Consider the following 14,161-nt stretch of genomic DNA (forward strand, 5'->3'; position numbering starts at 1 on the left):
GGGCCACGAGGGGGACCGTCATGGCCACGCTCAAGGAGTTCGAGGAAGCGCTTCGCGCGCAGGGAATGCGCCAGGCTCTGGCGATCCTGGAAAAACTGCGCGAACGGGACCGCAAGACGCGGCAGGTCGCCCGGGCACGCCGTGTCGTGGGACGCAAGATGACCCCCGACCTCGCTCGACGCATCCTCGAGTTGCATGAAAGCACCAAGATGACGCAACAGGAGATCGCCTTCGAGTTGGGCGTGAACCAGGGCCGGGTCAACGAGGTGATCAAGCGCGGCAAATGGCTCGACGACGACCCGTCCGCGCCCGAAGCCGTCGCCCGCGACCGGGCGATGGCCCGGATCCGGCAGGAGCGGCCTAAGGCCAAGGCCCCTGCCAAGCCGCGTCGCAAATCGGCTCCGCAGCTGTCGCTGTTCTGACGTCCTGTCGCCAGGGCAACAGGTTCTCGGCGTCAGGCCGCCTGGACCGCCTTGGCGTCCTGGGGCACGGCAAACGACCGGAACGTGGCCGCGATCAGGACGGCGGCGAGCCCGAGCCCGAAGCTCGCGATGTAGAGCGTCCCATAACCTCCGGTCGTGTCAAAGATCCAGCCGCCCAGAACCGGCCCGGTGGCCATCCCCAGGCTGCCCGCCATGCTGGTGCCGCCGATGATCGTTCCCATCATCTTCATGGGGAAGTTCTCGCGGACCAGCACGGCGTAGAGCGGCATGATTCCGGCGTAGATGAAGCCGAACGCCGCGGCCACCACGTAGAACTGCAGGAGATCGCGGGCGAAGTAGTAGCTCAGCGCACCGACGGCCTGGGCCAGGAGACCGCCCACCAGCACGCGCTTGGCCCCCAGCCGGTCTCCCAGGATGCCGAAGCCGATCCGTCCGCCCATGCCGGCGATCCCTTCGACCGAGTAGATCGACACGGCGGCCAGCGCCGAGATCCCGCAGATCTCCGCATAGCTGACCGTATGGAAGATCGGCCCCGAATGGGTCGCGCAGCAGAAGAAGTTGGTGAGGACCAGCACGATGAAGGGCAGGGAGGTCACCGCCTGCCGGACGCTCATGCCCGCATCGGGCGCGTCCGGGGTGCTCGACGCGCCGTCCTGAACTTCCGGGGGGCGACGCAGCAGCAGCGCGGCTGGTATGGTCACGACGGCGACCAGCACCGCCATGATGGACAGCACCGTGCGCCAGTCATGGGCCGCCACCAGCCGCGCAGCCAGGGGCGACATGGTGACCGGCGCGAGCCCCATCCCCGCCGAGACGAGCGAGACCGCCAGCCCACGCTGGGTCGTGAACCATCCCGTCACCGTGGCCATCATCGGGGCGAAGAACGCCGCCACCGCTCCGCCCACCATGACACCGAAGGTCAGCTGAAAGGCTAGCAGCGACGGTGCCTGGCCCGCGAGCCAAAGGCTGAGCGAGAACAGGCCTGCCCCCGCCAGCACCACGGGCCGCGCGCCGAACCGGTCCGACAGGGCGCCCCAGATCATCGAGGTCACGGCCATGGCGAGGAAGCCGATCGTCATTGCCGCCGAGATGCCGGTGCGCGACCAGTCGGTCGCCTCGGTCATCGGGGTCAGGAGCACCGGCAGCGAAAACATCGCCCCCATGGCCACGCAACCCATCAGGCCGCCTGCGGCCACCACCACCCAACGATAGGACGAGTCTGCCATCATGCCTCCCCCGCGGCCGCGCGGTGCGGGTGACCCAGCCCGGCGGACCTTGTGCTGTTCTTGATATGTTGATATCAACCTAACATGTCCGACCCGATGCTGTCCATCGCCACGGTCCAGGAGATCCGCGACCAGTGCCTGTGTCTGGCGGCGCAGAGGGCCGCCCGTCGGCTGGCGCGGCGGTTCGACCGCGTGTTTGCGCCCCTCGGCCTGACCAACGGCCAGTTCTCGATGCTGGTCGCCCTAAGCGGCACATGGCATCCGCGGCTGAGCGAGCTGGCCGCCTTCCTCGGCATGGATTCGACAACAGTCACGGCTGCGATGAAGACCCTTGAGCGGCGCGGCCTTGTGGAGCTGCAGCCGGACCCGGACGACGCACGGGCGCGACGTCCCAGGCTCACGGGTTCTGGGCGCGACCTCGTGGGCAGGGCCGTGCCACTCTGGCGCGAGGAACATGCGAGGGTTCAGGCCGACCTCCGCGGGGCGGAGGCTGCGGCTCTGGCCAGGACCCTGGCTGATCTGGGCTGAGTCCGCTCCCGAAGGCAGCAGGAACATCCCGCGTCAGGCGATGTCGCCGTCCGTCGTCTTGGCCGCCGTCGACGTCCGCAGGCTTGGCGCAAGCGCGGCCATGACAAGGGACAGGATGGCAAGAACGAGAAAGGCTCCGCGAAGGGAGGTGCCCTCGGCAATGAACCCGATCAGGGGCGGACCGATCAGCATCCCGCCGTAGTTCAGCGTCGCCACGCTCGCGATGGCCTGCCCCGGCGGCATGTCGGGGTCCGCTGCCGCGCGGGAGAACGTCAGTGGCGCCACGACGGCATAGCCGATGCCCAGCAGGGTGAAGCCGAGCAGGGCCACGGCGAACTGCTGGGCTAGCAGGACCGTGGCGACCCCGGTGGCCGCCAGAAGGCCGCTCAGGCGCGCGCTGGCCACCGAGCCCAGACGCCCGATGACCCGATCCCCCGCGAGCCGCATGACGACCATCGCCGCCGAGAAGGCAGCATAGCCAAGGGCGGCCTGCGCTTCGGTCATCGCCATGACCGAGGACAGGAACACGGCGCTCCAGTCCGCCACGGCGCCCTCACCGACCGAGGCGCAGAAGGCGAGCAGCCCGACCAGGACCAGGGAGCCCTTCGGCAGCGCGAAGGCCTCCCCGCCCGACGCAGAGCGCCGCGAGGTCCAGCGGATGGCGCCCATGACCTGCGCCAGGAGGCCAATCGCGCCGCCCGCCAGCAGGAAATGCGCCGGGACGCTCAGGCCCGTTCGGACGGCCAGGTAGCCGGACGCCGCCCCGAGCCCCGCCCCCAGGCTGAACATCGCGTGGAACGACGACATCATCGGGCGGCCGTGATGCTGCTCCACTTCGGCGCCCCAGGCGTTCATCGCCACATCGAGCGAGCCCAGGCCCGCGCCGAACAGCGCCAGGCAAAGGCCCAGCATCCAGACCTCGGGGACGAAGGCGAGCGTCCAGAAGGCCAGCACATACAGCGCGCCGACCCGCCGGCAGAGGCCGCCGGCGCCCAGGCGGTCCGACAGCTTCCCGGCGAGGGGGAACGACACGATGGCCCCCAGCGCGACGCAAAGCAGCAGGAGCCCGAGCTTGGTCTCGGACAGCTGGAATCGGTCCACGAAGGCCGGGATGCGCGAGGCCCAGACCCCGAACAGGCCCCCAGCCAGCAGGAACATCGCGCCGACGGCCAGGCGGGGAGAGCGCAGTTGCAACGGGTTCACCTTCATGCTTCGGGCCTAGCTGGCGGGGACAGGCAACATCCCTGCTTTCCCGGCCGTTCGGACCGGTGGCGGCGGGCCAGGCCCGCCGCGGCCCGGGACCTAGTCGTTGACGAAGAGCATCTCGCTCGCAAGCCAGAACGGCGGCAGAGCCAGCTGGATGTTCGACAGCGGCAGGAGGCTCTCCCTGAGCGTCACGCCCAGGCTGTCGCGCAGGAAGGCGCGCCGCGCCTCGATCCGGGCCCAGACCTCGGGGTGACGGGCGGCAAGGTCGGCCCGCAGATCGACATCGGCGATCGCCACCGCATCCTCGCAGTTCAGGGCGGCCCCGTCCGGCATCGGCGTCGGGATCACGTCCACCTGGAACACCATGCCCGACCGGAGCACGTCCGTGGAGCCGGGCCGCACCGGGGAGTGGCTCCATTCGTCGTAGCTGACAAGATGGCCGGGGTTCAGCGCGGGCGTCAGGCCGCCCTCGGCCAGCTTGGCGATCACCGCGTCGTGCAGAGCCCCCCCGGTCACGCCGATATCGGCGGTGTCGTACCAGCGCACCAGCCCGTCGAAATAGGCGGCGGCGATTCCGGCGAAGGTGTCGTTCCGGTCGTCGAGCAGCCCGGCGCGGGAGGACAGGCCCCCCCAGTATCCCACCGCCGTCGTGACCCCGTCCCCCTTGGACAGGATCCGCCCGCCCGGGCTGTTGAGCCCGTGGATCCGGGTGTGGCGGTCCCCCGAGGCGAACATGACATGCGCGCTGAGAGGCTCGCCCGCATAGGACAGGTTCGCGGCGGCTTCGATCTCGCGCTGGCCGGGGCGCGTCCGGGTCAGGACGTTCCAGACCGAGGCGGAGGATCGGGCCGACGCCCATTCGAAGGCGGCGATCTGGTCGGCGTCCACGATGGACCTCAGCCCGTCGCGCGGGTTCATGAGGAGGGCGGTCGCGTCCGACAGCCCTTCGCTGCCACCGATCACGCGGGACAGGATCACGATCATGGAATGCGGCACCAGGAAGCCCGGCCGCTCGTCGTCCCATTCCTCGGGGCCTAGATACTTCCACCCCACGACCCCGACCGTGTCGCCGCGTGTCAGGCCCGCGTCCCGCAGGACCGCCTCAAGGCTCGGCTTGCGGGTCCGGTCCTGGGCCATCAAACTCATGGACTGGCAGAGCAGGGTGCGCAGGTTCGGCAGCGGCGAGATGGCGGTGAAGCTCTCGGATTCGTTGCCGGTGATGACGATGCGCTGCCCGCCGGGGCCGAGAAGCAGCGCGGCTTCCTCGAAGCGAGGGTCGAACCCGCTGAGGAACAGGATGTTCGCGTTGTGCTCCCGGTCCGCATAGACGAAGACCCAGGTCGTGCCTGCCTGGGCATAGAGCGCGTCGCACCGCGCGGCCAGCGTCGCGGCGGGGATGGCCGGACGAGCCAGCGGCACGCCGAAATCGGGGATGGTGACGGGCTGAAGCTTGGTCATGTTCTTCTCTTCGGCAGGGTGGGCTGAGCGGCGCCCAGGCTGGACAGGATGTGGTCGGCGCTGCGAAAGGCCAGCGCCATGATGGTCAGGACAGGATTGAACGCGCCGTTCGTGGGATGCAGCGAGCCATCGGCCACGAACAGGTTGTCATGGCCCCAGACCCGTCCGAACGGGTCCGTCACCGAGAGGGACGGGTCGGTGCCCATGCGGCAGGTCCCGGCCTGATGCTGGTAGGCAGACAGGCGCGGCGCGGGCGCGCTGCCCCAGACCCGAAGGGCGCCCGACGCCCGCAGCCAGTCCTTGGCCCGTTCGAGGATGAAGCCCGCGGCCTTCTGGGTCTCGGGGTGGACGACGCCGGACAGGCGCGCGACCGGCTCCCCCCGCTTGTCGCGGACGCGGGGATCGAGCTGGACCCGGCAGTCGGGACTGGGGATCTCGTGCACGGGCCCCTTGACCTGCGACACGCGCCGATAGTTCGCCCGCATGAAGTCGTGGGCCTCCTGTCCCCAGCGCCGAAGGCCGGGGGGCAAGGCCTGGGCCCAGAACGCCACCGGGGGCACCACGAAGTCGTCCGCGATCATCGCGCCCCCCACGATCCCGGGATTGCCATGGGCGTAGGCCGTCGTGGCGATCGTTACGCCAGGCCCGCGCGACGCATGGACCGGTTCGTCGAACAGGCCCAGCGCGGTCGGATAGGTGTGCCCCTGCAGGTGCCGCCCCACCTGGTCCGCGTTGTTGCCCAGCCCGCACGGCTCCTTCGCGGTGGCCGACAGGAGCAGCAGCCGAGCGGTCTCGATGGCGCCGGCCGACAGGACGACGATCCGGGAGCGCACCGAGACAGGTCCCTCCGCGCCCTGCGGGGCCGTCCGCGTCAGGCTCACGCCCGTCACGCGTCCGGCGCTGTCGGTCTCGATCCTCCGGGCCAGGATGTCCGTGGCCAGGGTCAGGTTGCCACTGGCCAGCGCCTTGGGCAGCAGCGTGTTCTGTGTGCCGTTCTTGGCGTCCGTCGGGCAGGGAAAGCCGATGCAGCTCCCGCATTCGATGCAGGCCGCCCGACCGTCGAAGGGCACCGAGTTCACGAGCAGCGGGGGCGTCACCGTTTCGAGGCCCAAGGCCGCAGCGCCCCGCCGCAGCACCCGCGCCGTGTCGTAGCCCGGCATCCGCGGCATGGGCAGCGGTGCGCTGCGCCAGGGCTCGTGCGAAAGCCGGCCCGGGTCGCCGGCCACCCCGATCTCCGTCTCCGCCATGGCATACCATGGCTCCAGATCGTCGTAGCCGAAGGGCCAATCCACCAGCGACGATCCGTCCGGCACGCCATAGCGGCTGGCCATGCGGAAGTCGTCCGGGTGGAACCGCCAGGCCTGCGCGCCGTAGACCACCGTCCCGCTGCCGACGCAGGAGGCGTTGTGGCCGTAGGCGATCGTGTGCGGCTCGACCAGCGTCTCGATACCATCCGGCGTGACCAGCACGCGCGGCCCGTCGTCGGGGTCCGGTCCGGTGTTGTGGCCGTGCACGGGATTGCGGTGGTTGCGCAGGTGGTCGCGATGGCCGCCATTCGCGTAATCGAGCCAGGACCCCCGCTCCACGAGCAGGACCCGCTGCCCCGCCAAGGCAAGCTGGCTCGCCACGATGCCGCCGCCTGCTCCGCTGCCGACCACGATCGCGTCGTAGTCGTCACGCAGGGCGGGCAGGGGCGCCGGGGGGCGCCGCGGGGCCGGGGGCGGGCCGTCCGGTCCATCCGGAAGGCCATGGCGGTAGCCCACCTCGCGCCAGGACAGCGCGCCGGGGTTTCCGCCATTGGCGGGGTTGGCGTAGATGGCCTCGGCGACCCAGCCGGCCAGCTCCGCGAACCACGGCTGGCCGTCGATCTCGGCGATCAGGGCCGCGAGGTCTCCGTCGGCCAGCGCCGCGATCCCCACGCCGTGCCGCCCAAGCGCGGCCCCGTCCAGGAGCGCCAGCCCGTGATGGATGGGTTCGCCCCAGCGCCGTCCCTCGGCCCCGAGCCGACGGGCGACGTAAGCCGGCACGCCCATGGCCTCGCAGCCCAGGACCGGGTCGGGGGCCATGACCTCCAGCACGCGCCGGAGTCCGGGGTCCTCGATCAGCTTCATCGGATCACGCCAGAACCTGGTCGGACGCGGGGTCGAGCAGATGGACCTTGCCCATGTCCACGGCCAGGACCAGCGTTGTGTTCGGGCGAAGGGCGGGATCGGGCGACAGCCGCGCCACGGCCGGCTCTCCGGTCAGGGCGAAATGCACCAGCGTTTCCATGCCCAGCGGCTCGACCAGGCCGGACGTGATCCGGAGCGCCGGAACTCCGGCGGCTGCCATGCTGAAATGCTCGGGCCGGATCCCCAGGAGCATGGGCCGTCCGGCATGCGGCGCGAACTGCCCCGCCCGCTCGGGCGGCACGGCCAGCGCCTGCCCATCGGCCAGGCGGACGACCGGCCCGGTCTCCCCCCGCTCGATCGTGGCCGCGAAAAAGTTCATCCCGGGCGAGCCGATGAACTCGGCCACGAAGCGGGTGGCGGGGCGGCGGTAAAGCTCCTCGGGAGGGGCGATCTGCTCGATCCGGCCCTTGTTCATCACCACGACACGGTCCGCGAGCGTCATGGCCTCGACCTGGTCATGCGTCACGTAAAGGGTCGTGGTGGGAATGCGCGCATGGAGCTGCTTGATCTCGGTCCGCATCTGCACCCGCAGCTTGGCGTCCAGGTTCGACAGCGGCTCGTCGAACAGGAACACGGCCGGATTGCGGATCAGGGCGCGGCCCATCGCGACGCGCTGCCTTTGCCCGCCCGAAAGCTGGCGCGGCTTGCGTTCCAGGAGTTGCCCCAGGCCCAGGACCTCGGCCGTCCGGGCCAGGCGCTCGCGGATCTCGGCCTTGGGGACCTTCCGCAGCCTGAGCCCGAAGACGATGTTCTCGGCCACGCTCAGGTGCGGGTAAAGCGCGTAGTTCTGGAACACCATCGCGATGTCCCGCTCGCCGGGATCGAGCTCATTCACCCGGCGGCCGTCGATCCGGATCTCGCCCCCGGTGATCGTCTCAAGCCCCGCCACCATGCGAAGCGTCGTGGACTTGCCGCAGCCCGAGGGCCCCACGAGCACGATGAACTCGCCGTCCCCGATCTCGAGGTCGATGCCGTGCACCGTCCTGACGCCGTCATAGGCCTTCTCGACCTTGTCGATCGTTACGACTGCCATGGCGATCCCCCTGTTGCTGTTGTCCGGCGCCTCGCGCCACGGCCGTCCTCAGTTCTCGTCCCCATAGACGCGCCCCTCCGGCGTCCAGTCGAATCCCTTGTCCAGGGGCCAGGTCGGACGCGGCAGGCGGCTCCATTCGAGGCGGGTCATGTCGAGCTGCGAGGTCCCGTCGCTGAGCAGCAGGATATGCCGCGCCGCGATGTCCTCGAGCTGGGGGTGAAGGTAGCCCAGCTTCACGACGTAGACCTGATGCCCGAGCGGATCGATGCCCATGGCCCGGAAATGGCCCGGGGTGGTGATACCGATGGCCTGGGCGTGGAAGGTCGCGACGACATGGCCGATGCGGACTTTCGCCCAGGCGCTCTCGCGCGATCGGTAGGGCTGGAAGCCGCCCAGCTCCAGCCACTCGCCGCAGTCCTCGACCCGCGCCGTGACCCGCTGCGCCGTCCTGGGGCGTGACAGGTGCTCGTCCCCCAGCACGATCTCGACCTCCTGGCCCTTGCCGGCGGCCAGGAGCCGCGCGACCGTCTCGGGCGCGGTGATGCCCGCGATGACGATGTCCTCTCCGGCGGGCTGCCGCAGCGCCGCCTGGAGCACCAGCGTCAGGTCGCCCGCTGCGCCCGCGGTGGTGTTGTCGCCGGAATCGGACAGGTAGACGGGCCGCGTCTCGCTCGACCTCGCGCGCGCCAGCCCCTCCTCGACTTCGGCCGTTTCCATGCGGAGGATGAACTCCTCATGCGCGTCCCAGATCTCGCGGGCGAGCCGCGCGGCCTGTTCCCGCGCCAGGGCGGCATCGTTCTCGCTGACGGCCAGGGCGGTGACGGCGGTCCAGGGCCGGTCGTTCCACGCGAACCCGACAAGGATGTTGGCCTCCATCATCCCCGGCACGTCGTCATAGGCGCGCAGGCCGCCGTAAAGGCGGTCGGCCGGGGGCAGGGCGGTCACCGCCGTCTCGCCGGGCACCAGGATCGGGATGCTGACGGCGGCCTTCTTCGGCGTCAGTCCCTTCCGAAGCACCGCGATCAGCTGGTCCGCCGCCCGGTAGCCCGTCTGCCGGTCATCCCGGTGCGGCGCGGTCCGAAGGACCGAAAAGACCGTCCCGGCTTCCAGCAGCGCCGGAGTCATGTCGCCGTGCAGGTCCAGGGACACGCCGATCGGCATCGCCGGGCCGACCTGCTCCCGGATGGCGCAGACAAAGTCGGTGTCGGCGTCGGCGTCCAGCCCCTCGACCTCCAGCGCCCCATGATTGACGACCAGAACCCCGTCCAGGCGACCCGCGCCCCTCAACTGCTCCAGCGTCTGCCGCTTGACCCGGTCGTAGGCCGCGCCTGTCATGGCCCCGCCCGGAAGCGCCGTCACCCAGCAGAGCGGGACGGCCTCGATGTCCGGCTCCTCGGCGATCCGCGCGAGCATCCCGCGCACCATCCAGAGATCGCCGTCGCGCATCTGTTCGGCCGAATACTCCTGAAGCGCCGAGTCGCCGGTCGGGACCGGAGAGGACAGCATGATCTCGATGGACAGCCCGACGATGGCTATTCGCATGATGCAACCTTCTGATGAAATCGTGGGCTCCCGGACATCACGGGAGCACATGGGAGCCGTCGAGGCCGGTGACCCCATCCAGGGCCAGAGCCACGCCCCCCAGCCTGGGGCGACCCGAGCCGTCGCCGGCGAACCTGACCGTGCAGCGGGAGTTCATCGCCGGATGGGCCAGCCGCTGCAGCGACCGTTCCAGCGACGGAGCCACGTAGCGTTCGCCCAGCGCCAGGTCCCCGCCCAGGAGCACGACCGGCGGGTTGAAGATGTTGATGAGGCTCGACACCGCCGAGCCGAGGACGTCGCCCGCGTGATCCAGCACGTTCAGGACCGCAGCGTCCCCGTTGTCCGCCCGCGCAAGGAGGTCCCGGAACGACTCCGGCCGGGAGCCGCTGAGCCGCTCCACTTCCTCCAGCAGCGCCGATTCGGAGAGGTAGGCCGACAGGCAGCCCGCCGCCCCGCAGGTGCAGAACCGACCCTGCGGCACGATCTTGATGTGGCCGAGCTCCCCCGCGAGGCCCGCCGCCCCCTTGTGCACCGTTCCATCCAGGAACAGCGCCCCGCCCACCCCGGACCCCGAGAACAGGTAGATGAAGTTGTCGAGCCCGATGCAGGCCCCGAACATGTGCTCGGCGATGGCGGCGGCCTTGCCGTCGTTGCCGACGAAGACGGGGGCCGGGCAGACGCGGCCCAGGCGCTCCACGATATCGACGTCGCGCCAGCCCAGGACGGGCACATGCACCAGGATGCCTTCGTTGTTGACGAGCCCGGGCAACGACACGCCGATCCCCAGGATCGGCGCCGTCGCGCCCGCTTCGGCGACCAGATCCGAAAGGCCGGACAGGATGAAGTCCTCGAGCCCCCGCAAGTCGCCGCTGAACGCCTTCACCCGGGACGCGAGGGGGGACCCATCAAGACGGCAGAGCACGAACTCCATCTCGGAGGCTTCGACCTGCACCCCGACCAGGACACCCGAGCCGGGCGAGATCATCAGCCCTTCTGAAGGGCGGCCCCGGCGGGCTTCGCCCGTCTTGACCTTCCGCTCGATCAGTCCGCGTTCCGCGAACTCGTTGACGACCGAGGACACGGTGGATTTGTCGAAGCCGGTCCGGTCGGCGATCTCCCGCTGCGAGATATTGGGCTCGACCCGGATGCAATGGAAGATGGCGTTCGCATGGAACCGCCGGAGGTAGAACCTGTCCACATCTGGGCCTATTTAATCTTGATGGAAGAAAAACTAGGCAACCATCGGATGTTGTGTCAAGCGTCAAGCTGCAGCGATCGCCCCGCGTCTCCGCGCGACTAGGCCGTTTGCAGTAAAATTAGCCAAGAAAAAGCGTACTTCTGGCGCGCGGCGCGGGATGCCCTCGTTCCCGGCCAGACCTCGAGGAGAAATTGTTGACTTCGTCCTCGCTCTTGCGCCAACATTTTTCTTGCCGACAGATTATATCGGTTCATCCGGAACAAGAAGCGTCGGCCTGAAGGAGGTTGGAAGATGAAGGCATCTCGCTGGCTCGCCGGCATGGCTGCGCTTGCATGGAGCGGCACGGCTGCGTTGGCCCAGGACACGTACGAAATCTGGCACTACTACGCCGCCGGTTCCGAGCTGGCCGGCATGAACGCCCTGATCGAGGCGGGCAACGCCGCGAGCCCCGACACCCAGTTCACCGGGGTCATCATCCCGGGCAACGTCGTCGAGCTGCGCCGCCAGCTCCAGACCGCGTTCCTGAGCGGCCAGCCCCCCGCCCTTTACCAGAGCTCGATGGCCTACGAGCTCAAGACCTTCGTCGACGGCGGGCGCCTGCATCCGCTGACCGACGTCTGGAGCCGGATCAAGGGCGACGAGATCTTCCCCGAGGGCGTCCAGCGCGTAGTCAAGGTGGACGGCGTGCCCTACGGCGTGCCCTTCGACCTGTCTCTGATCAACAATGTCTTCTACAACAAGGCTGCCTTCGAGAAGCTGGGCCTCCAGCCGCCCACCGACTGGGACAGCTTCACCGCCGCCTGCACGGCGCTGCGCGAGGCGGGCTACCAGCCGCTGGGCAACGCCGGCGGCCCGTTCTGGAGCCTGTACAACTTCTACGCCGCCCTGGTGTCCGTGGTGGGCGAGGACGGCTACTACAAGATCGCGCGCGGCGAGCTCGGCTTCGACAGCCCCGAGTTCCGCGAAGCCCTGGACCTTTACCGCGACCGCATGGTCTCCTGCTACGCCGAGAACTGGAGCGGCAAGACCTGGACGCAGACCGCCGACGACGTGATCAACGGCGATACCGCCATGTTCATGATGGGCATCTGGGTCGCGGCCTATTTCGAGCAGGCCAACTTCCTCGCCGGTGAGGGCTTCGACATGTTCCAGGCGCCCGGCACGGCAGGCAAGTCCATCTTCCAGATGGACGTGCTGGCCGTCCCCGAGGGCACCGAAGGCAGCATCGCCGCGGCCGAGCAGTTCATCGAGGCCGCTGCCTCGACCGAGGGGCAGGCCGCCTTCGCGGTGCCCAAGGGCTCGCTCGCGCCGAACGTGAACGTCGATCCGTCGGTCTACGGCTATGCCGGTTCGACCTTCTCGCGGCAGTTCGCCGAAGCGTCGCAGGCCAATGCCGTCCTGCCGAACCTGTTCTTCCTGCTGCCGACCTCGGTCGGCACCGAGCTTGGCGTCCAGATCGAGCGGTTTGCCATCGACCCCTCCGACACCGTCAAGGAAGAGCTGGTGACGACCCTCGAAGGGCTGCGTCAGCAGGCGCTGACCGACAACGCCTTCATCCAGTGGTGACATCCTGAGGACGGCGCCCCGGCGCCGTCCCCGCGACCAAAGGGAGAGGACCATGGCCATTCAGCCGACCCGACGCTTCTCGCGAACCGACTGGACCCATCTGGGCTTCCTGGCCCTCCCGACGCTGCTGTTCGCCGTCTTCTACATCTATCCCGTGATCTCCAGCATCCGGCTGTCGCTGCACAGCTGGGACGGCTTCGCCCCCACCATGCGGTATGTCGGCTTTCAGAATTACCTGAGCCTCGCCCAGGACACCCGCTTCCTGGGGGCCGTCCGCAACAACGTCATCTGGGTGGCGTTCATGCTCGTGGTGCCGTCGGGGCTCGGCCTGCTGCTGGCCGCGATCCTTGACCGCGGCATCCGCGGCGAGCGCGCCTTCCGCATCATCTTCTTCCTGCCGTTCACGATCCCGGCGGTCGCCGTCGCGGCGATCTGGCGCTGGATGTACGAACCCGACAACGGGCTCCTGACCACGGTCCTCGACCTCGTGGGCCTGGGGGGCCTCGCGCAGAACTGGCTCGGCGATCCCGGCGTCGTCAACTACGCGCTGATGGGGGCCGTGGCCTGGTGGACGACCGGCTTCGCGTTCCTCGTGTTCTTCGCGGGCCTCCGCAACGTGCCCGTCGAATGCATCGAGGCCGCGCGGATCGAGGGGGCGACCCCCTGGCAGGTGTTCTGGAAGGTCAGCTTCCCGCTGCTCTGGCCTTCGACGATCATCGTGCTCGGCATGTCGGCCATCGATGCGATGCGGCTGTTCGACGTCGTCTGGGCAACCACCCGGGGCGGTCCCGCTTATTCCAGCGACGTCCTGGCCACGCTGACCTATGACCTCGCCTTCGGCCGGCTCGAGATGGGCCGGGCGACGGCCGTGGCCGTCTACCTGATGGCGATCGCGGCGGTCATCATCATGCCCTACATCATCTACATGTCCCGCCGCGTGCAGGACAGCGAGGCCGAATGATGAGCACCACCCTCCGGCAGCGGCAGACGGTCCTCACGCGCACGGTCCTTTACGGGATGGCGATCCTGTTCCTGGCGCCGCTGGTGGTCGCGGTGATCACCTCGATCAAGTCGCCGGTCGAGATCACGCGTGTCCTGGCCCTCCCCACCGAATTCTACTGGCAGAACTACGCGGCCGCGATCAGCCGGATGGGGCGGAGCTTCCTCAACTCCATCGCCATCACGGTGCCGGCCGTGGCCTTCTCCATCCTGGTCGGGGCTCTGGCGGGCTATCCGCTGGCCTACATGCGCGGGTCGAGCGGCAAGGTGGTCTACTTCCTCCTCCTCACCGGGATGCTGGTGCCGTTCCAGATCGTGCAGATCCCGCTCTTCTTCCTTGTCCAGCGCATGGGGCTGCACGACACCATCCCGGGGATGTGGATGGTGCACACCGCCTACGCCGTGCCCTTCTGCACGTTCTTCATGCGGAACTTCTTCGCCTCGGTGCCCCGCTCGATGTACGAGGCGGCGTTGATCGACGGATGCGGCCCCTTCCTCTATTTCTGGAAGCTGCTGCTGCCCGCCTCGGCGTCGGGCCTCGCAGCCCTGGCGATCATCCAAAGCCGGGCGATCTGGAACGACCTGCTTTTCGCCATCACCCTGACGGCCAGCGACAAGGCGCGGCCCGTGACGGTGCAGATCGCCGGCTTCGCGAGCAGCCTGCAGGTGGAATACGGACCGCTGATGGCGGCGACCGTCATCTCGGTGGTGCCGGTGATGGCCGCCTATCTCCTGTTCCAGAAATCCTTCGTGCGGGGACTCCTGGGCGGCGCGGGCAAGTAGCCCACGGC

12 protein-coding genes are annotated in these 14,161 nt (G+C 69.1%); 5 read left to right on the forward strand and 7 right to left on the reverse strand.

Going from position 1 to position 14,161, the window contains the following annotated elements:
* Nucleotides 1-20: 20 nt before the first annotated feature.
* A complete protein-coding gene (locus J3P31_RS01980) occupies nucleotides 21-422 on the forward strand; it encodes a hypothetical protein (protein ID WP_210526707.1) in 402 nt (133 codons plus the stop codon).
* Nucleotides 423-454: 32 nt separating this feature from the next.
* On the opposite strand, the gene J3P31_RS01985 is transcribed toward J3P31_RS01980, so the two are convergent.
* Nucleotides 455-1,669, reverse strand: a complete 1,215-nt coding sequence (locus J3P31_RS01985; protein WP_210526708.1) for an MFS transporter — start codon at nucleotides 1,667-1,669, stop codon at nucleotides 455-457.
* Nucleotides 1,670-1,753: 84 nt separating this feature from the next.
* Here J3P31_RS01985 and J3P31_RS01990 point away from each other — a divergent pair, with 84 nt between their 5' ends.
* Entirely contained in the window at nucleotides 1,754-2,197 is a 444-nt protein-coding gene (locus J3P31_RS01990; protein ID WP_210526709.1) for a MarR family winged helix-turn-helix transcriptional regulator, read from the forward strand.
* Nucleotides 2,198-2,230: 33 nt separating this feature from the next.
* On the opposite strand, the gene J3P31_RS01995 is transcribed toward J3P31_RS01990, so the two are convergent.
* The 6 genes from J3P31_RS01995 to J3P31_RS02020 form a co-directional block, all read right to left on the reverse strand.
* Nucleotides 2,231-3,406: an MFS transporter gene (locus tag J3P31_RS01995; RefSeq protein WP_246849190.1), complete on the reverse strand. Its 1,176-nt coding sequence runs from the start codon at nucleotides 3,404-3,406 to the stop codon at nucleotides 2,231-2,233.
* Nucleotides 3,407-3,499: 93 nt separating this feature from the next.
* Entirely contained in the window at nucleotides 3,500-4,861 is a 1,362-nt protein-coding gene (locus J3P31_RS02000) for a M24 family metallopeptidase (RefSeq protein WP_210526710.1), read from the reverse strand.
* A complete protein-coding gene (locus J3P31_RS02005; RefSeq protein WP_210526711.1) occupies nucleotides 4,858-6,972 on the reverse strand; it encodes a GMC family oxidoreductase in 2,115 nt (704 codons plus the stop codon). The genes J3P31_RS02000 and J3P31_RS02005 overlap by 4 nt, the downstream gene beginning before the upstream one ends.
* Nucleotides 6,973-6,976: 4 nt before the next feature.
* Nucleotides 6,977-8,065: an ABC transporter ATP-binding protein gene (locus tag J3P31_RS02010; protein ID WP_210526712.1), complete on the reverse strand. Its 1,089-nt coding sequence runs from the start codon at nucleotides 8,063-8,065 to the stop codon at nucleotides 6,977-6,979.
* A 48-nt stretch (nucleotides 8,066-8,113) separates the two neighbouring features.
* Entirely contained in the window at nucleotides 8,114-9,607 is a 1,494-nt protein-coding gene (locus J3P31_RS02015; RefSeq protein WP_210526713.1) for a M81 family metallopeptidase, read from the reverse strand.
* Nucleotides 9,608-9,644: 37 nt separating this feature from the next.
* Nucleotides 9,645-10,805, reverse strand: a complete 1,161-nt coding sequence (locus tag J3P31_RS02020) for an ROK family protein (RefSeq protein WP_210526714.1) — start codon at nucleotides 10,803-10,805, stop codon at nucleotides 9,645-9,647.
* A gap of 291 nt (nucleotides 10,806-11,096) precedes the next feature.
* Between J3P31_RS02020 and J3P31_RS02025 the strand changes: the two genes are divergently transcribed.
* Genes J3P31_RS02025 through J3P31_RS02035 form a run of 3 tightly spaced genes read left to right on the forward strand, consistent with a single transcriptional unit; the run spans nucleotide 11,097 to nucleotide 14,153 of the window.
* Nucleotides 11,097-12,371 (forward strand): ABC transporter substrate-binding protein, encoded by a 1,275-nt coding sequence (locus tag J3P31_RS02025; RefSeq protein ID WP_210526715.1) that lies wholly within the window; start codon nucleotides 11,097-11,099, stop codon nucleotides 12,369-12,371.
* 52 nt (nucleotides 12,372-12,423) lie between these two features.
* Complete coding sequence (locus tag J3P31_RS02030) at nucleotides 12,424-13,332, forward strand: carbohydrate ABC transporter permease (protein ID WP_210526716.1); 909 nt, start codon at nucleotides 12,424-12,426, stop codon at nucleotides 13,330-13,332.
* The gene (locus tag J3P31_RS02035) at nucleotides 13,329-14,153 is read left to right on the forward strand and encodes a carbohydrate ABC transporter permease (protein WP_210526717.1); all 825 of its coding nucleotides are present in this window, start codon (nucleotides 13,329-13,331) and stop codon (nucleotides 14,151-14,153) included. Before J3P31_RS02030 ends, J3P31_RS02035 begins: the two co-directional genes overlap by 4 nt.
* The last annotated feature ends 8 nt before the right edge of the window (nucleotides 14,154-14,161 follow it).

This window comes from Rubellimicrobium arenae, assembly GCF_017916275.1.
GTDB lineage: Bacteria > Pseudomonadota > Alphaproteobacteria > Rhodobacterales > Rhodobacteraceae > Rubellimicrobium > Rubellimicrobium arenae.